The sequence below is a fragment of the Burkholderia sp. BCC0405 genome, assembly GCF_902833075.1.
In the GTDB taxonomy this organism is placed as follows: domain Bacteria; phylum Pseudomonadota; class Gammaproteobacteria; order Burkholderiales; family Burkholderiaceae; genus Burkholderia.
In genome coordinates, this window is the sequence record NZ_CADFEO010000030.1 from 1 (window position 1) to 18,279 (window position 18,279).

Here is an 18,279-nt window from a genome sequence, read left to right on the forward strand (position 1 = left end):
GACGCCCGACGAGTTCAAGCAGCGGTATTGTTTAACTGAAGTAACCGAGGCCATTCCCCAAGATTGAAATGGCCCGAAGAAACCAGGCAGGTCAAACGGAATCGATACTGATGATGTACGGTATGCCACTTGCGGTCGAGTAATACAAAACCCGCGTCCGCAAGGTAAGCCCGAAGCATTTCGAAACGTTCGTCACGGGTTGTCACTGAAACAGGGTCTCGCTATCGATAGAGTAGAAAAGAAGCCGGCATCTCGATATCGGCCCAGTGCCAAACGGAGTGCCACTTGATCCGTTCAATATTCCGCTCGTATCACCTGCCGTTCAGACCTCGACATACGATACCGACTGCGACGCCACCAGCTTCGGCGGCGTCGGACATGCGCACCGACAGAGGTCGTCACTCAGCGCCGCCTGTCGGCCATCCGGCCCGGTACTTGAATAACGTGGCCCGTCGCACTCAATCACGCCGAGTGTCTTGCACACTGGGCACCACACCGGATCGTGTTCATACGCTTGTTCGCGGTCGTGCAGAATGTCTTGCCCGTCACCACCCTGCACGATGCCTCCGACTGTCGTCGTGTCACCCTTCACGATGTCATAACGCCTCATCCGCTGGCCCCCTTAAACCGCGCCAGGCCGCAGCCTCAAGCTATTCAGGAGCGTATCCCATGACTGCAACGCCCCCGCCTCGTCGACCGGAGAAGTTCGCTCTTCAGTCGGCATATCATGACCAGCTACATCCCCAAGGATCATCTGGATCGACGTATGCGGTTTCGCTAACGTGCTCGGGTCACCCGGCGCAAGCAGAGAGAAACGGTATTCGGTAACGCCGCCATCTTTAACTTCGAACAGTACTTCTTCCGCATCCATGCCCGCAATCTTGCGATGGCCTTGGCGCAAAATGCGATAGGGTGCCCCAATTGCATCCAATTTTGCGCGCAAATCAGGCAGGGTCTTCAGGAGGGATGCAGCAGGATCACGATCTTGACTAACTGAATCGCGCATTTGAATCAACAGTAACGCTGGGCGACGTTCTGGCATCAACGCAAACGACTGCGTGACCTCCTCACTGTAGGTCGACGAACCGGTCACAATTCCGCCATCGATGCAAAACCCTGACTCTGTCGGCACCGACCAGTTATCACGACTCTTGATACGACGATACGTATCCTTATAAATCTCTTCGACCTGCCCGAGCGCATCTGCTCCAATCCCGCCAACAGTATGGAAAAGATTTCCACCATCAAAAAAATAACCTTCCGTTTTAAAATCAAGGCCAGATTTCGAATAATACTCCTGATAAACAAATACCGCAGAATCGTTTCGCGGATGCAGCTCCCTCTCCAACCACGCGCGATTAATTTCCACACCAGTCCCGGGATTTACTCGCCTATGACCGCTCAACTTGGAATTCAAAGATTTCACCTTTGAATCATAATCTGCCATCGAAGACTTGTGCGTAACATCAATTTTTTCACCACGAAATTCATACCCTTGGCTACTTATTTCACTCGCCACTGGCCGATCAAACACAAAGCGACCAACACACCACGGGCGCGACTTGGACAGCAGAGGGTTAGTCATCGCCGACTCTCCAGAAAAGGCAATTGGGCTTGCACACATACTCGCAAGAAATACCAAAAAAAATACAATACGGTTCAGCACATTGACTCCGGGACGTTCCACACAATCTGCACAATACTATAAAGAACAGACCAACGCGTCCACGGATGGTCGTAACTAAACTGATGCTGATACCCGCCTTGCTCAAACACCATCTGCATGCCTTTCGCCGTCCCTCCGCTCACACCCGGCTTTAACCCACGGGCTTGCGCACGCGCCGACCACACCGGCACCGTCCCGTCCCCTGGAATAATACCGTTAGACGTCTTTTCTAAATCGTTGGCAGCCCGCGGCAACGTCGGCGTCCTCTGGACCTGAAACTCGACAGCCACTTTCCGGGATTCCAGATACACCCGCAAAGTCCCGTTACGAGAGTCAGACAAAGGAGTTGCAGCAAGCAGTTCCTCCTCCGTAACCCCCGCCGGAATGTTTCCAGTCCACACTGCGTTCCCCCACGTCAATAGCTTGTCAAGCGGTTGCCCCTTCTCGATGCTTGGCTTACCTCCGTTCTTTTCAGGTGCGCCATCCGGCGATTTAGCATTGAGTTCACCATTCGCGTACGCAGCATACGTATAGTCATGGTACTTATTGATAATCTTTCGTTGATTCTCAACAGCTTTGGACAGTACATCCTTAAAATTGCCCAACACCGTCTTATTGACCTTATTCCTCTTGAGCCTATCTTGGACAATTCCAGCAGGATCTAGCATTGACGCGTCCGGAACAAGCCCATACCACTTTGAGTTTGTGTATATGTCGTCGTAAGCATTACCCCCTTTCGGCAGTTTAGCGACAGGGTCACCATTTATTCTTGCAAATATCCACCACGACTCTCCGTTGTTGTAATCAGGCATTGGTAAAAGCTCAAGCGGACCCGGAGCGTTCGCGGTCACTGCGACGAATTCATTCTCGTCTCTTCCCATCAATGCAGCATTTTGATACCCGGTTTGAATCGGAATCATGGACGGCCCCTCAGATTCAGCTCCAGTTCGGAATCGCTTGGCCGCCAACGGAGCCCCTGTTGCGGGCTGCACTCCATGAAAGACACCGTGCATCAAACTTCCAGCGCCATGCATCGCGATTGCCATGCGTGCCACGAGCCCGCCCATCGAATGCGTTAAGATAATCGCTTTACCACTGTGGTTTTCGGCGATGATCTCATTGATTCCCATTAGATGGGTTTTCTTCTTTGATTTCGGATTGTAATAATCCTTACCCGTCAACACATCTTTTGCCGAGTCGGCATTCGATTGAAGCCAGTTATATCCAATCGCATACACTCGATATCTGAATTTTGCGAAATGATTGAACCTTGTCGAATCTGCCTCAATCGGTCCTCCCTCACCAAAGCCGCCATATTTTTTCGGATCGGTCCCGAGCACCGGATGAAGTGCCCACGTCTCGCCAGTCGGATCTGGAGTGATCCACGGACCTACGATCTTGCCGAAAAATTTCGGAGAGTTCAGAGTCTGCTCAAGCCACAAAAGAAATGGGTGATAGCTCCAGCGATGTATGGACCCCCAGCCCCGTCGTCTGGCCTCATCCTCACTGATTGCCTTTCCGTCACCAACATTGATGGGGCCAAGCGTCGTGACTTTTGCGACCAGTGGGTTGAATTTCGTCTCCCGCTCAGCCGCGTTCTGATGGTAAGCACCGTACAACCAAGCTCCCGCTGAAGCCTTTGAATCGCCGGGCCCCGCATTCGGCGGGAAAAACATCTCATCACCGGTATTCTCATTGACCAATAGAGTACCCATCACGCCGGGAATAAAAATCACCGGAATAATTGGGCGCACGTCGCACAGAAGCTCCTTGCTTCGTGTGTCGCTGGCTGGCGTCAACGTAAATTGCCCGAAAGACGACCCGTCAGGGGCAGTACGGCCCATGAGCTGCACGGCCTCTTGATCGAAGTTGTCATTGAACGGCGAGACGACGTTTGGATTACCTGTCGGATTGGTGCCCATAGCATTCGCAAAGTTAGTTTGGACTGAGCAGCGAACTTATTCCGCAGCCCCACCTGTGCCCGGCGTTCGCCTCAACGCGTGAAGCATCAGCGATTCAACGTCATCGCTCTTCTGTTCAGCAACCTGCCCCAGCTCGTTCGTCATTCCCGTCAAACGCGTACCATCGCCTCGCACCAATTCGTATGGGTGATTCTTCAACACCTCGCCAGTGATGCTATCCCGAAGCACATAGGGATCGTTAAACTTGGCCTGCGGCAGACTGTTCATGTGCTGCGCGATCGAGCTCGGCCCCTGACGACTCAGTGAAGCCGACTTGATCGTTCGCGGGCCTTGCGTGCCATCCTCGATGCCAGCAGCAACCCACCTCGTGTACGAGCCGCCAGCCTTGATGATGATTTCATCGGCATCAAGCACAATGCGCTTGGCCTTAACCGTCACATCTTTGCCTGCATTGACGTTCACATCATCCGTGTTAGCCGACAGCTTGATCGGGCCTTTCGCCGTCACAAAGAACGCGCCAAGTTTCTGTGCGAAGAAGCTCACCTTTTCCGCGGCCGCCACGACAAACGACTTGCCCGTCGCAACGTACGTGTTCTCGTTACTGACAACGTTGACCTCTTTCTCGGCTACGATATGCGTCGAGCTGTCTGCGACTAGTGCAATGTCTTTCGGCGTTGATACCAATATGTTCGGTTGCGCAAATCCATTGGCGCTACCGGTACCACCGCCTGCCGTTACCCCTCCCGACGTATCGCCCGATACTGGGTGCTGGATATTCTTCGAAAGTGCCTTGAGCGCGTCCTGCCCTGTTTGCAGCGATTCCGCCTGGGCAGTCGTGCTCGCGCTAGACAGCGACTCGACCAACATCCCGGCCTGCTGCAACTGCGATCGCGCCTCATCCACGCCCATCTGCTCGTCGTCGTAGGATTTCGAGTGAGCACTGATGGACAGCCCCTTGCTGGCACGAACCGCACCGAACTCGTCGGCGTGCAAGATGAAACCGGCCCCCAGATACTGCCCTCGCGTGTTGCCGTCATGCTTGATCAGGTAGCCCTGCGTCAGTGCCGCATAGCTCTTGCCCGTATAGCTGACCAGCCGCGTCCCGCTTTGATTCGTGGAATCATCATGGACGAACGAGTTGTAGGCGCCTGTTTTGCCGAACCCTTCCGACTTGAACCCGGACAGTAATGCGTTCGAATGCCATTGCGAAGGCGTCGTACCGCCATTGATCCGCCCCAACACGAACGGCTTGTCACAATCCCCGTTCCAGTAACCGACGATGACCCACTCCCGCGCCCTCGGCACGTGAACCGATCCATAGCCGTTACCCGTATCGGATTGAAGCGTCGACAGCAGCGGTGAGGAATTGAAGGCGTCCGGTGGATTCTTGCGATCCCATGCAAAATGCACCCTGATCTGGTTCCGGTCGTTCGTCCACGCCTCCGCGCCATCCGGTGTCACAACAAGCGCGTGTTCGATCGACATGACAGGCTTCGGATGATCCAGCGGGCTCCGGTACTCGACAGCCGTAGGTTGCGCCTCGACTTCGAGCACGAAAAATCCGGCCGAACCATCCGCCTCATGCCCCAGCGTCTTGAATCGCTCACGGTGAATCGCCTGCTGCTCGGCCAGCGTTGCGCGAAGACTTTGCGGAAACTCGGCCGTCTGCGGGCCAATCGGGACGTTGTTCTCGATGAACCACCGGGCCTCGACCACCAGAAACTCTCGCTTCTTCGAATCGCCGTCCTCGTGGCGGGGATGACCATTCAAGACGAACCGCAAACCGGCATCCAGCCACCGCACACCGCCTACGCCGAAATATCGGCTTGCACGTGCATCCCATATCTCCACTCGCCGTCGCGCTCGCACCTCACCCGTATCTGAGCTGGAGTAGCCGTAAGCCGTCGATTCGTAGACCGTCATCGGCGCGTCGGGAACGCTATGCTCGGCTTTCTGGCGGCGGTCCTCCGTGACATAGCTCGTCGCGGCAAGCCCAGTCTCCACCTGAAAATTGGACGCGGGCCGCTTGTAATCAAACGCACGCGACATGTAGCGCGTGCTCTGCATCGTCTGCACCGCTGCCCAATGCGCGAAACCGTCAGATTCGTTGCTGTCGTTCGCCCGAATGAATTCAACCGACTTGGCGTCGGGAAGTGTCGAGACACGGTCAACGATAATGAGCGTCGTCTTGGGAGCGTCACCTTCGCTAACGTTTTCGTGGACCCAGTAGAAATACCAGCCCTCGGCTTCGGCCAAGCGGTTCACGAAGTGAAGATCGGACTCGCTTTGCCTGCACCACGAACGCTTGCCAGGATCAGACGACAGCGAGAAACGGTACTGTCCGCGTAGCTGCGGATACCGATCAAGCACGTCGGAAATGATCTCGCGGGCGTCTTTCTCGAGCCAGCCCTCTTCGTTGTGGGTTTTCTCAAGGAAGACCAGCGCCGATGAAAACTCGATCTGGTACGTGGAAAGACCACCGTTCCCCCCCCAAATAGGCGACCCGATGCACGAAACCGTGGATCGGACGATAGACGGGAACCGCAAAGGGGGCCGTGACTTGCTGAATCTGTAGGGTCACAGGCTGGTGCATCAGCGACAGCAGCGCAGTATCATCACGCGTCGACGCAACGTCGATCGTGTACGAGTAGTCACGCCCAATTCTGGCCGATCCGCGCGCACGTAACGGCACCAGCGCATTCTCGCCGAGCGGCGTATTCAGCATCAACAACCGCCCCTGCTGCAAAACGCCCTTACTGATCGCCTCGTAGAGGTCGCGTGCCTTCAAGTCCCCGAGTGCGGACGGTCTGATATCCATTTTCGTTATCTCTCTCAGGTTCGACCGTCAAGAAAGTGACACAAAGTGACGGTCAGCCATTCGCGACAGCAAGTCGCTCGCGCGATTTTATCTAAAGTCTGAGCAATATGTGCCGGCTTGACAGAAATTGAAGCCACGCTGCCTAGCGATGCAGGGGATCGAGCTAAAGGTCGCCCACTTGCGCTCTCAGCCGAGAAAGCGAGCGCGCAACATCGGTGCTCCGGCACAATTGCGGGGCATCGACGCCAAACGATCCACACAGCCCTCGGCGGCCATTTTTCAACAGTCAACACGAAGCAAATGGCTTATGGCCTTTCGCGCTCGATGCAGGAAAGACTGACTGGAGATGATCAAGGGCCCGCCTCGCCCGGCACGTCGGAATGCCGACAGCATACGTGCCAACGTGCCACCCGCGGCCCGCATACGGCACTTGCCGGAACACGCGATAATGCGCGTGAACAACCCGCATCCGCGCATGAAAAACAACATTCTGAACACCGCCCTCTGCGCATCGCTGCTCGCGCTCGCGACTGCCGGCACCGCGTCGGCCAAGGCGCTCGACGACGCACTCGACTGCCACTCGACCGGCCACAAGTTCGTCGCGCCGCTGCTCGCCGCCGGCGACATCCAGTCGGAGCCGATGCACGTCGAATCGAACTCGGTCAATGCATTCCGCACCAGCCACTCACTGACGGCGTACGGCTTCGGCGTCTATGTCGTACTCGGATACCAGGCGAACGACCCGCTCTTCCGCACGGGCGACGGCACGCCGATCGGCGACTGGGCCTATGGCGTCGTGGTGCGCGGCACGAAAAGCGCGGTGGAGGAAGCCGTGCGCAAGGCAGGGAGCGACGCGACCGTCAAGCAGGCGTTTCCGTTCCTGACTGCGATCGTCTGCTCGTCGGACTGAGCAGCCGTCAGGACGATCATGCGGCATTCATGAGGGGGCACAACCCAAGCCGTCTGCTGCCGCCCCCTTCCGGCCCCACTTTCAACCCTTTACGCGCCGGTATACACCACGCGATACGGGATACCGACCTTCTCCCACTCCGCCGCCTCCTGGCTGAGGCTGTAGTCGGTGAGCGGGTTCTGCTCGACCCACGCGCTCGGCAGGCGCACTTCATACCCGCCCTTCTTCATCTGCGAGACGGAAATGTCCGGCAGCCCGGCATCGGTCCGGCGCCGGCACAGCAGCGCCGCGAGCCGCAGGCAGAACAGCAGCGGCCACTCGACGTCGCGCGCCTGCGACAGCTTGCCGAGCTTGCCCGCGTGACCGAGCACGAGCGCGGCGAGGCGCGCCTGGTCGGTGCGCGAAAAACCCGGCATGTCCGCGTTGCTCGCGATATAAGCCGAGTGCTTGTGATACGCGCTGTGCGAGATCGACAAACCGATCTCGTGCAACGCGGCCGCCCAGCCGAGGAACATCCGCCCTTCCTCGCGCGCTTCTTCGTCGGCTTCTTCGAGTTCGTCGTAGAAGCGCCCCGCCAGCGCGCCGATCCGCTCGGCCTGCGCACGATCGACACCGTAGCGGCGCGTGAAGCCCTCGACGGTCACCGCGCGCATGTCCTCGTGCTGCGTCCGGCCGAGCAGGTCGTACAGCACACCGAGGCGCAGCGCGCCGTCGGTCGTATCGACGTAGTCGACACCGAGTTCCTCGAACACCGCGAGCATGATCGCGAGGCCGCCCGCGAGCACCGGCACGCGATCGGGCTTCAGCGCGATCAGCTTCAGCCGGTTGACGTTCTCCGACTTGATCAGCGCACGCTTCAGCCGCTCGAGGCCGCCGCGCGAAATGCCGTGCGTGATGCCCGGATCGTTGAAGCCGTTTGCCTCGACGAGTTCCGCAAGCGCACGCGCGGTGCCCGACGAGCCGATCGCCTGGTCCCAGCCGGCCTTCTTGTACTCGCTTGAAATGATCTGGATCTCGCGCTTGGCCGCGAGTTCGGCCTGCCGCATCGTGTATTCGTCGACGTTGCCGGCCGGGAAGAAGGTGCGGCTGTGGCTCACGCAGCCGATATACAGGCTCTCCATCACGATCGGCGTGTAGTGCGAGCCGATGATGAATTCGGTGGAGCCGCCGCCGATGTCGACGACGAGCCGCTTGCCGGCGCTCGCCGGCACCGAGTGCGCGGCGCCCGCATAGATCAGCCGCGCTTCTTCGCGGCCCGCGATCACTTCGATCGGGAAACCGAGCGCCGCTTCGGCCTCGCCGAGAAATTCGGCCGCGTTCTTCGCGACGCGCAGCGTGTTGGTCGCCACCGCGCGCACATGATCGGGATGGAAATCGCGCAGGCGCTCGCCGAACCGCTTGAGCGCCTCCCAGCCACGCTCCTGCGACGCGCGATCGAGCATCTTGTCGCTCGACAGGCCCGCGGCCAGCCGGACGGGCTCGCGCAACGCATCGACGGGATAGATCTGGCTGCCCGCCGACGTTTCCTCGACACGCCCGACGATCAGCCTGAAGCTGTTCGAGCCGAGATCCACGGCAGCCAGCAAGTGGGGGGTTGTAACCATCGAATGGGGCTCCGTGCGCGTTCGCCCGCGGCGGCCGGTCGGCCATCCTGGGCGATCAATCAAAGGCGACATTTTAAGCGTGGAACGCTTGCCATTGCCACGCTTCACGGGCATGCATACTGCTCGATTGCATATAGCCGAAACATTTATGAGACGAAACGGTTGCGGCGTAGAATTTCCCGATATAAATACATTATTGTCATCAGCACGTCATCGTACCGTGAGAGTTTCCGAGCGTCCTTTCGAATCATCGCCCGAATCACCCCCTACTCTGCCGATGTCCGTCCGTTATCCGCTTCTCAATCGTGAACTCGGCATCCTCGGTTTCAACGAGCGCGTGCTGGCCCAGGCGGCCGACCCTCAAGTGCCGTTGCTCGAGCGCCTCCGCTTCATCTGCATCACCAGCAGCAATCTCGACGAATTCTTCGAAGTCCGGATGGCCGGGCTGCAGGAGCAGATCCGCGACAACCCCGGCGCACTGACGCCCGACGGCATGTCGTTACAGCATGCTTACGACCTCGTCGTCGAACGCGCACAACGGCTCGTCCATCGACAGTACACGATGCTGCACGAAACCGTGCTGCCCGCGCTCGAACAGGAAGGCATCTACTTCCACGCGAGCGACATGTGGAACGACGAGCAGCTCGAATGGGCGCGACAGTACTTCCTCGACGAACTGCTGCCCGTACTGACGCCGATCGGCCTCGATCCGGCCCACCCGTTCCCGCGCGTGCTGAACAAGAGCCTGAATTTCGTCGTTGAGCTCGAAGGCCGCGACGCGTTCGGCCGCCAGGCCGTGATGGGCATCGTGCAGGCCCCGCGTGCGCTGCCGCGCGTCGTGCGCATGCCGCACGCGCTGTCCGGCTTCGAGCACGGCTTCGTGCTGCTGAGCTCGTTCATGCAGCGCTTCGTCGGCGAACTCTTCCCGCAACTCGTCGTGAAGAGCTGCAACCAGTTCCGCATCACGCGCAACAGCGAGCTGTTCGTCGACGAGGACGAAATCACGAACCTGCGCGTCGCGCTGCAGGGCGAACTGCCCGCGCGCCACCTCGGCAATGCCGTGCGTCTCGAGGTGTCGGCCGACACGCCGTCGCACATCGTGCGACGCCTGCTCGAGGAAAGCGAACTCGGCGAGAAGGACTGCTATCGCGTGACCGGATCGGTGAACCTCGTGCGGCTGATGCAGATTCCCGATCTCGTCGACCGTCCCGACCTGAAGTTCGCGCCGTTCACCGCGTCGACCCCGGCAGTGATCACGAATGCGCCGACGATGTTCGACGCGATCGACAACGGCGACATCCTGCTGCACCACCCGTACGAGAGCTTCCAGCCGGTGCTCGAACTGCTGCAGCAGGCCGCGAAGGATCCGAGCGTCGTCGCGATCAAGCAGACGATCTACCGCACCGGCACCGATTCGCCGCTGATGGACGCGCTGATGGAAGCCGCGCGCAATGGCAAGGAAGTGACCGTCGTCGTCGAGCTGCTCGCGCGCTTCGACGAGGAAACCAACATCAACTGGGCGTCGCAGCTCGAAGCCGTCGGCGCGCATGTCGTGTACGGCGTGGTCGGCCACAAGTGCCACGCGAAGATGATGCTGATCGTGCGACGCGTCGTGCAGGCCGGCAAGGCGTCGCTGCGCCGCTACGTGCACCTCGGCACCGGCAACTACCACCCGCGCACGGCACGCCTCTACACCGACTTCGGGTTGATGACGGCCGACCAGAAGATCTGCGAGGACGTCCATCACGTGTTCCAGCAACTGACCGGCATCGGCGGCGAACTCACGCTGCACGAGCTGTGGCAGTCGCCGTTCACGCTGCATCCGCGCATCATCGACGCGATCCGCGCGGAGATCGACAATGCGCGTGCCGGCAAGCGCGCACGCGTCGTCGCGAAGATGAATGCGCTGCTGGAGCCGACGGTGATCGCCGCGCTGTACGAAGCGTCGCAGGCCGGCGTCAAGGTCGACCTGATCGTGCGCGGTGTCTGCGCGCTGAAACCCGGCGTGCCGGGGTTGTCGGAAAACATCACCGTGCGCTCGATCGTCGGCCGCTTCCTCGAGCATCACCGGATCTACTATTTCCACGCGAACGGTGCCGAAGACGTCTATCTGTCGAGCGCCGACTGGATGGACCGCAACCTGTTCCGCCGCGTCGAAGTCGCGTTCCCGATCCGCGATCGCAAGCTCAAGCGGCGCGTGATCGCCGAAGGCCTGTCGGTGTGCCTCGGCGACAACCAGTCGGCATGGCAGATGCACAGCGACGGCCACTACCGCCGCCGTCGCGCCGGCAAGACGATCCGCAACGCGCAACTCGGGCTGCTCGCGAAGTTCTGTTCTTGAACCGGCGGCGCGGCGCAAGTCGCGCTCGGCGCTACCCATAAAAAGCGCAGCCCGCGGGCTGCGCTTTTTTGTTGCGGATCCGGCATGCCGCCACTCGCCGAACGAGCGACGAATGCGGTGACGCGATCATGCCTCGTATGCGGCCGGCCGGATCGCGATGATGCGCGAGCCCGGGAACCGCGCGGTGAACGTGCTGCCGCGCCCTTCCTCGCTCTGCACATACAGGTGCGCGTCGTGCCGCTGCAGCACGTGCTTGACGATCGCAAGGCCGAGCCCCGTGCCGCCCGTGTCGCGCGAACGGCTGCGATCGACGCGATAGAAGCGTTCGGTGAGCCGCGGCAGATCAGCGGCCGGGATACCGAAGCCGCTGTCCGTGACGGAAAACACGCCCTGCGCGCCTTCGCGCCGCCACGTCACGACGATCTTGCCGCCTTCCGGCGTATAGCGGATCGCGTTGGTGACGAGATTCGCAAACGCGCTGAACAGCTCCGTCTGCGCGCCGGTGACGCCGAGCGTCTCGTCGATCGAGAACGCGATGTCGTGATGCCCGTTCGACAGTGTCTGCGCGTCCTCCTTCAGATGGTCGAACACGGCACGCATGTCGATCGCACGATCGACCGGCGGCTTGCTCTCGCCCTCCAGCTTCGCGAGCACCAGCAGGTCGGTCACGATGTGGCGCATCCGCGAGGCCTGCTGCTCCATCATCTCGAGATAGCGCGCGCGGTCTTCCTCGTTCAGCGGCAGCTCGCGCATCGTCTCGAGGAAACCCGACAGCACGGTGAGCGGCGTCTTCAATTCGTGCGACACGTTCGCGACGAAGTCGCGCCGCATCGCGTCGGTCCGCTCGAGCTCGGTGATGTCCTGCGTGAGCAGCAGCTTGCGGTTCTCGCCGTACGGAAACACCTGCACTTCCAGCACGTTCTGCCGCGAATCGCCCATGCCGCGCATCACCAGGGTTTCGTCGTAATGCTGCGCGTTCAGATAGCGTACGAACTCGGGATGGCGAACCAGATTGGTGATGTGCTGGCGCAGATCGCGCTTCGCGTCGAGGCCGAAGTGGACCTCGGCGATCGCATTGCACCACTCGATCTGGTCGTGGTCGTCGAGCATCGCGACGCCGTTCGGCGACGCCTGGATCGCCTGGATGAAGCGCGAGTGCTGCTGCTCGACCTGACGCACCTGTGCATGCCACTGCTTCGCGAGCTTGTGCAGACGATAGTAGATCTCGCCCCAGATGCCCGGCGCGCTCGGCACTTCGCCGTAGACCGGCGCATCGAGCAGCCGCCACAGACGCTGCGTATGAAAGGTGCTGAAAAAGCCCTGCGCGACCAGCATCACGACCACGAACACGAGGCCCGCGATCGGGCCGGCGAAGACGCCGACCAATACGCCGATCAGCACGAGCAGCACGAGCGACACCAGAAAGCGCGCCCAGATGATGTTCATGATTCAGCGCCCGAAAGAATGAACGGCATGCCGCGGCACACGGCATGCGTGAATACGTTACGCGTGCTTGGCGAGCCGGTAGCCGCTGCCGCGCACGGTCTCGATCATCGCATCGCAGCCGGCCGGTTTCAAGGCCGCGCGCAATCGTTTGATGTGCACGTCGACGGTGCGCTCCTCGACGAATACATGGTCGCCCCACACCTGGTCGAGCAGTTGCGTGCGGCTGTGCACGCGCTCCGGATGCGTCATGAAGAAATGCAGCAGGCGGAACTCGGTCGGGCCGAGATCGAGCTTGATCTCGCTGCCTTCCGCGTGCGCTGCGACACGATGCGTGGCCGGGTCGAGGCGCAGCCCGTTGATCGACACGACGTCCTCGGTCAGTTGCGGCGCGCGGCGGCGCAGCACGGCCTTGATCCGCGCCATCAGCTCCTTCGGCGAGAACGGCTTCGTCACGTAGTCGTCCGCGCCGATTTCGAGGCCGAGCACCTTGTCCTGCTCGTCACCGCGCGCAGTCAGCATGATGATCGGGATGTGCTTGGTCCGTTCGTTGTTGCGCAGGTCGCGCGCGAACGCGATACCGGACTTGCCCGGCAGCATCCAGTCGAGCAGCACGAGATCGGGCAGCACGTCGCTGATCAGGTTCTGCGCCTGTTCGGCGTTGTACGCGCGAATCGGGCAGTGACCGGCGTGCTGGAGATTCACCGAGATCAGTTCGGAAATCGCGGGCTCATCTTCAACGACGAGAATGTTGCTGGGCATCGGCACCTCTTTTTTTCCTGTATGGAGTCGATTAACTGTTGGCTTCGCGATCGAGCGTGTCGCGCGGCTGGTGCCGCACGTCCGTGCCCTTCACGATATAGATGATGAATTCGGCGATGTTCTTCGCATGATCGCCGATCCGTTCGATCGCCTTCGCGATGAACAGGTATTCGAGGCCGACCGAGATCGTGCGCGGATCTTCCTGCATGTACGACACGAGCTTGCGCACGAACGCACGGAATTCCTGGTCGATCTCCTTGTCGTCCTTGACGATCTGCGCGGCGGCCACCGTATCGAGACGCGCAAACGCATCGAGCGCGCGGCGCAGGATCGTCACGGCCATTTCGCCCGACACCTTGATCTCGGCGATGTTGACCGCGCGCGCGGCCGGCTCGTCGACCAGGCGGCGCACGCGCTTCGCGATCTTCTCGGCCTCGTCGCCTGCGCGCTCGAGGTTCGTAATCGTTTTCGAAATCGACATCAAAAGGCGCAGGTCACGCGCGGCAGGCTGCCTCCGCGCGATGATGTTGCCGCACTCCTGGTCGATGTCGACCTCCATCGCGTTCAGCGTTTCCTCGGCCGTGATGACCTTCTCGGCCGCATCGCGATCGAATTCGTTCAGCGCGTGCATCGCGCCGACGATCTGCGACTCGACGAGCCCGCCCATTTCCAGCACTTTCGACGACACGGCATTCAGGTCCGCGTCGAACTGGCTCGACAGATGTTTATCCGACATGGCTGTTGTTCTCCGTCATCAGCCGAAGCGGCCGGTGATGTAGTCTTCCGTTTCCTTGCGCACCGGCTTGATGAAGATCTTTTCGGTCTCGCCGAATTCGATCAGCTCGCCCAGGTACATGTAGGCCGTGAAATCCGAGCAGCGTGCGGCCTGCTGCATGTTGTGCGTGACGATCACGACCGTGTAGTCGCTCTTCAGCTCCGCGATCAGCTCTTCGATGCGGCCCGTCGAGATCGGGTCGAGCGCCGAGCACGGTTCGTCGAGCAGCAGCACTTCCGGACGAATCGCGATGCCGCGCGCGATGCACAGACGCTGCTGCTGGCCGCCCGAGAGGCCGTAGCCGCTCTGGTTCAGCTTGTCCTTCACTTCGTTCCACAGCGCGGCCTTCGTGAGCGCCCACTCGACGCGGTCGTCCATTTCCGAGCGCGTGAGTTTTTCGAACATCTTCACGCCGAACGCGATGTTGTCGTAGATCGACATCGGGAACGGGGTCGGCTTCTGGAACACCATGCCGATACGCGCGCGCAGCAGCGAGATGTCGCGCTTCGTCGTCAGCAGGTTCTCGCCGTCCATCAGGATTTCGCCTTCGGCGCGCTGCTCCGGATAGAGCGCGAACATCTTGTTGAACGTGCGCAGCAGCGTCGACTTGCCGCAGCCCGACGGGCCGATGAACGCCGTCACCTTCCCTTCGGGAATGCTCAGGTTGACGTTCTTCAGCGCATGGAACTTGTTGTAGAAGAAGTTGAGGTTGTTGACCTCGATCTTCGCGTTCAGCGGCTCGAGCGGACGGCCGTGCGCCGCTTCTTGCACGCCGGCCGACGCTGCGGTGCGCTCGACAGGATTCAGGTGGCTTTCTGCCATATTCATCGGATTGCTCCGCCGTTACTTTTTCGAGAAGATCGAGCGCGCCAGGATGTTGAGTCCGAGCACCCCGAGCGTAATCAGGAACACGCCCGCCCATGCGAGCGACTGCCATTCCGCGAACGGGCTCATCGCGAACTTGTAGATCGTGACGGGCAGGTTCGCCATCGGCTGGCTCATGTCCCACGAGAAGAACTGGTTCGACAGCGCGGTGAACAGCAGCGGCGCCGTTTCGCCGGCGATCCGCGCGACGGCGAGCAGCACGCCCGTCACGATCCCGCCGACCGATGCGCGCAGCGTGATCTTCATCACCATGCGCCACTTCGGCGTGCCGAGCGCGAAAGCCGCTTCGCGCAGCGCATTCGGCACGAGCTTCAGCATGTTCTCGGTCGTGCGGATCACGATCGGAATCTGCAGCAGGGCGAGCGCGATCACGCCGGCCCAGCCCGAGAAGCGCCCCGACTTCGCGACGACGATCGCGTACACGAACAGGCCGATGACGATCGACGGCGCGGACAGCAGGATGTCGTTGATGAAGCGGATCGTGCCCGCCAGCAGGTTCTTCTGGCCGTATTCGGCAAGATAGACGCCCGCGAGAATGCCGAGCGGCGTGCCGACCAGCGTGCCGAAACCGCACAGCAGCAAGCTGCCGACGATCGCGTTCGCGAGACCGCCGCCTTCCGTGTTCGGTGCCGGCGTCGACTCCGTGAACAATTGCAGCGACAGGCCGCTGACGCCGAGATGCACCGTCGTGTAGAGAATCCACACGAGCCACAGCAGGCCGAAGGCCATCGCGCCGAGCGATGCGGCCAGCGCGATCGCGTTGACGGCCTTGCGCTTGCGCTGCAGGCGATTGCGCATCGCGTCGAGCGCGGCGCCGTCCGGCCCCGGGAAATTCATGATGGGCTCGCTCATTTCTTGCCCTCTCCCTTCTCGAGACGAAGCAGCAGCAATTTGGAGATGGACAGCACGATGAACGTGATCACGAACAGGATCAGGCCCAGTTCCATCAGCGCGGACGTATGCAGGCCCGGTTGCGCTTCCGCGAATTCGTTTGCCAGCGCCGACGTGATGCTGTTGCCCGGTGCGAACAGCGACACGCTGTCGAGCAGGTTCGTGTTGCCGATCACGAAGGTCACGGCCATCGTCTCGCCGAGCGCGCGGCCGAGGCCGAGCATCACGCCGCCGATCACGCCGGTCTTCGTATAGGGCAGCACGACCTTCCACATCACTTCCCAGGTCGTGCAGCCGATCCCGTACGCCGATTCCTTCAGCAGCACGGGCGTGACTTCGAACACGTCGCGCATCACCGATGCAATGTACGGGATGATCATGATCGCGAGGATCACGCCGGCCGCGAGGATGCCGATGCCGATCGGCGGGCCGGACGTCAGCGGCCCGAGCACCCACACGTCCTTGAACAGGCGGCCGAGCGGCTTCTGGAAATATTCCGCGAAGATCGGCGCGAACACGAGCAGGCCCCACATGCCGTACACGATCGACGGAATCGCGGCGAGCAGCTCGATCGCGATGCCGAGCGGGCGGCGCAGCCACACGGGCGACAGCTCGGTGAGGAACAGCGCGATGCCGAAGCTGACCGGCACGGCGATGACGAGCGCGATGATCGACGTCACGATCGTGCCGTAGATCGGCACGAGCGCGCCGTAGATGTCCGAGTTGGGATCCCACTCGGATTGCCACAGGAAGCCGAGGCCGAACTTCTGGATGGTCGGCAGCGACGCAACGATCAGGGAAACGATGATCCCGCCGAGCAGCAGCAGGGTCACGATGGCGGCAAGCCGTGCAAGGCCGCCGAATACGACATCCCCGAGGCGGCTCGGCGCGCGTTGCTGCGCAACGTCGGCGGACCGTGAGGACGGATAGGAAATATCAGACATGGGTGCCTGCTTTTGATTGCCGGACGCCGTAACGCCCGGCTTTACCGCACACACTGCCCGACCGGTGCGGCCGGGCAGCGAACCGCTGCAATGCTTACTCGGCGGCGACCGACTTGCCCGAAGCGTCCGTCACCTTCACCTTCCACTGCTTGCGGATTTCCGCTTCGACTGCCGGCGGCAGCGAGATGTAGTCGAGGCTGTCGGCAGCCTTCTCGCCGTTCTTGAACGCCCAGCTGAAGAACTTCAGCGTTTCCGCGCCCTGCTCCGGCTTGTCCTGCTTCGCGTGCAGCAGCACGAACGTCGCGCCGACGACCGGCCATGCGTCCTTGCCCGGCTGGTTCGTCAGGATCTGGTAGAACGACTTCGACCAGTTCGCGCCGGCAGCAGCGGCCTTGAACGTTTCCGTCTTCGGCTCGACCACGGTGCCCGTCGAGTTCTTCAGGGCCGTGTAGACCATGTTGTTCTTCTTCGCGTACGCCCATTCGACGTAGCCGACTGCGCCCGGCAGGCGCTGCACGAAGGCCGCGACGCCGTCGTTGCCCTTGCCGCCCGTGCCCGTCGGCCAGTTGACCGTCGTGCCTTCGCCGACCTTCGACTTCCACTCGTCGTTGACCTTCGACAGGTAGTTCGTCCAGATGAAGCTCGTGCCCGAGCCGTCGGCACGGCGAACCACGGCGATGTCCGTGTCCGGCAGCTTGACCTTCGGGTTCAGCGCGGCGATTGCCGGGTCGTTCCACTTCTTGATCTTGCCGAGGTAGATGTCGCCGAGCACCGGGCCCGACAGCGTCAGTTCACCGGCCTTCACGCCCGGCACGTTGACGACCGGCACCACGCCGCCGACCACCGTCGGGAACTGGAACAGACCTTCCTTCGCGAGTTCGTCATCCTTCAGCGGAGCGTCCGAACCGGCAAAATCGACCGTCTTCGCGACGATCTGCTTCAGGCCGCCCGACGAACCGATACCTTGGTAGTTGACCTTCGCGCCGCCGGTCTGCTGGTAGTCGGCAGCCCATTTCGTATAGATCGGCATCGCGAACGTGCTGCCTGCGCCCGTGATGTCGGCAGCGTGAGCGGCGACGGCGAAAAGCGCGCCAGCCAGGCCGGCAATCGCGGTTTGCATCAATTTCATGAGACCTCCAGTGTGTGAGCGGATGACTACGGCACCGCGAAGGTTAGGGGCTCCTCATGACGGTAATGTGACAATCGATGAAACTGGCGTGACAGTAACATGACTGGTTGAAAGGGAGTATCGGGGGCGGTGCGCGCGGCGCCCGGGCGGTGCCGAAACGGCGGTGGCGGCAAGAATTGCCTGCCTGGA

General features: G+C 61.0%; 13 protein-coding genes and 1 pseudogene. 2 read left to right on the plus strand and 12 right to left on the minus strand.

Features of this window, described 5'->3' with window-relative positions; translation table 11 throughout:
* Positions 1-322: 322 nt before the first annotated feature.
* The 4 genes and pseudogenes from HWX36_RS33660 to tssI form a co-directional block, all read right to left on the minus strand.
* On the minus strand, positions 323-610 hold the full coding sequence (locus HWX36_RS33660) for a PAAR domain-containing protein (RefSeq protein WP_175958080.1): 288 nt from the start codon (positions 608-610) through the stop codon (positions 323-325).
* A gap of 12 nt (positions 611-622) precedes the next feature.
* Positions 623-1,585 (minus strand): T6SS immunity protein Tli4 family protein, encoded by a 963-nt coding sequence (locus HWX36_RS33665; protein WP_244136598.1) that lies wholly within the window; start codon positions 1,583-1,585, stop codon positions 623-625.
* Between the two features lie 74 nt (positions 1,586-1,659).
* Positions 1,660-3,588 (minus strand): alpha/beta hydrolase, encoded by a 1,929-nt coding sequence (locus HWX36_RS33670; RefSeq protein ID WP_175958081.1) that lies wholly within the window; start codon positions 3,586-3,588, stop codon positions 1,660-1,662.
* 36 nt (positions 3,589-3,624) lie between these two features.
* A pseudogene (tssI, locus tag HWX36_RS33675) lies at positions 3,625-6,406 on the minus strand (type VI secretion system tip protein TssI/VgrG).
* Positions 6,407-6,881: 475 nt separating this feature from the next.
* Between tssI and HWX36_RS33680 the strand changes: the two are divergent.
* Positions 6,882-7,316: a hypothetical protein gene (locus HWX36_RS33680; RefSeq protein ID WP_175958082.1), complete on the plus strand. Its 435-nt coding sequence runs from the start codon at positions 6,882-6,884 to the stop codon at positions 7,314-7,316.
* 89 nt (positions 7,317-7,405) lie between these two features.
* On the opposite strand, the gene ppx is transcribed toward HWX36_RS33680, so the two are convergent.
* Complete coding sequence (ppx, locus tag HWX36_RS33685; protein ID WP_175958083.1) at positions 7,406-8,920, minus strand: exopolyphosphatase; 1,515 nt, start codon at positions 8,918-8,920, stop codon at positions 7,406-7,408.
* 277 nt (positions 8,921-9,197) lie between these two features.
* Between ppx and ppk1 the strand changes: the two genes are divergently transcribed.
* Complete coding sequence (gene ppk1, locus HWX36_RS33690; protein WP_175958084.1) at positions 9,198-11,261, plus strand: polyphosphate kinase 1; 2,064 nt, start codon at positions 9,198-9,200, stop codon at positions 11,259-11,261.
* Positions 11,262-11,387: 126 nt separating this feature from the next.
* Here ppk1 and phoR read toward each other — a convergent pair whose 3' ends face one another.
* From phoR to pstS, 7 genes are all read right to left on the minus strand, one after another.
* A complete protein-coding gene (gene phoR / locus HWX36_RS33695; RefSeq protein WP_175958085.1) occupies positions 11,388-12,707 on the minus strand; it encodes a phosphate regulon sensor histidine kinase PhoR in 1,320 nt (439 codons plus the stop codon).
* Positions 12,708-12,764: 57 nt separating this feature from the next.
* Positions 12,765-13,466: a phosphate regulon transcriptional regulator PhoB gene (gene phoB, locus HWX36_RS33700; protein ID WP_027787869.1), complete on the minus strand. Its 702-nt coding sequence runs from the start codon at positions 13,464-13,466 to the stop codon at positions 12,765-12,767.
* A 31-nt stretch (positions 13,467-13,497) separates the two neighbouring features.
* Positions 13,498-14,202, minus strand: a complete 705-nt coding sequence (phoU, locus tag HWX36_RS33705) for a phosphate signaling complex protein PhoU (RefSeq protein ID WP_175958086.1) — start codon at positions 14,200-14,202, stop codon at positions 13,498-13,500.
* 18 nt (positions 14,203-14,220) lie between these two features.
* Positions 14,221-15,069, minus strand: coding sequence for a phosphate ABC transporter ATP-binding protein PstB (gene pstB, locus HWX36_RS33710; protein ID WP_175958087.1), 849 nt, complete (start codon positions 15,067-15,069; stop codon positions 14,221-14,223).
* A gap of 15 nt (positions 15,070-15,084) precedes the next feature.
* A complete protein-coding gene (gene pstA / locus HWX36_RS33715) occupies positions 15,085-15,978 on the minus strand; it encodes a phosphate ABC transporter permease PstA (protein WP_175958088.1) in 894 nt (297 codons plus the stop codon).
* On the minus strand, positions 15,975-16,961 hold the full coding sequence (gene pstC, locus HWX36_RS33720; RefSeq protein WP_175958089.1) for a phosphate ABC transporter permease PstC: 987 nt from the start codon (positions 16,959-16,961) through the stop codon (positions 15,975-15,977). Before pstC ends, pstA begins: the two co-directional genes overlap by 4 nt.
* Before the next feature lie 94 nt (positions 16,962-17,055).
* Entirely contained in the window at positions 17,056-18,090 is a 1,035-nt protein-coding gene (gene pstS, locus HWX36_RS33725) for a phosphate ABC transporter substrate-binding protein PstS (RefSeq protein WP_175958090.1), read from the minus strand.
* Positions 18,091-18,279: the final 189 nt, after the last annotated feature.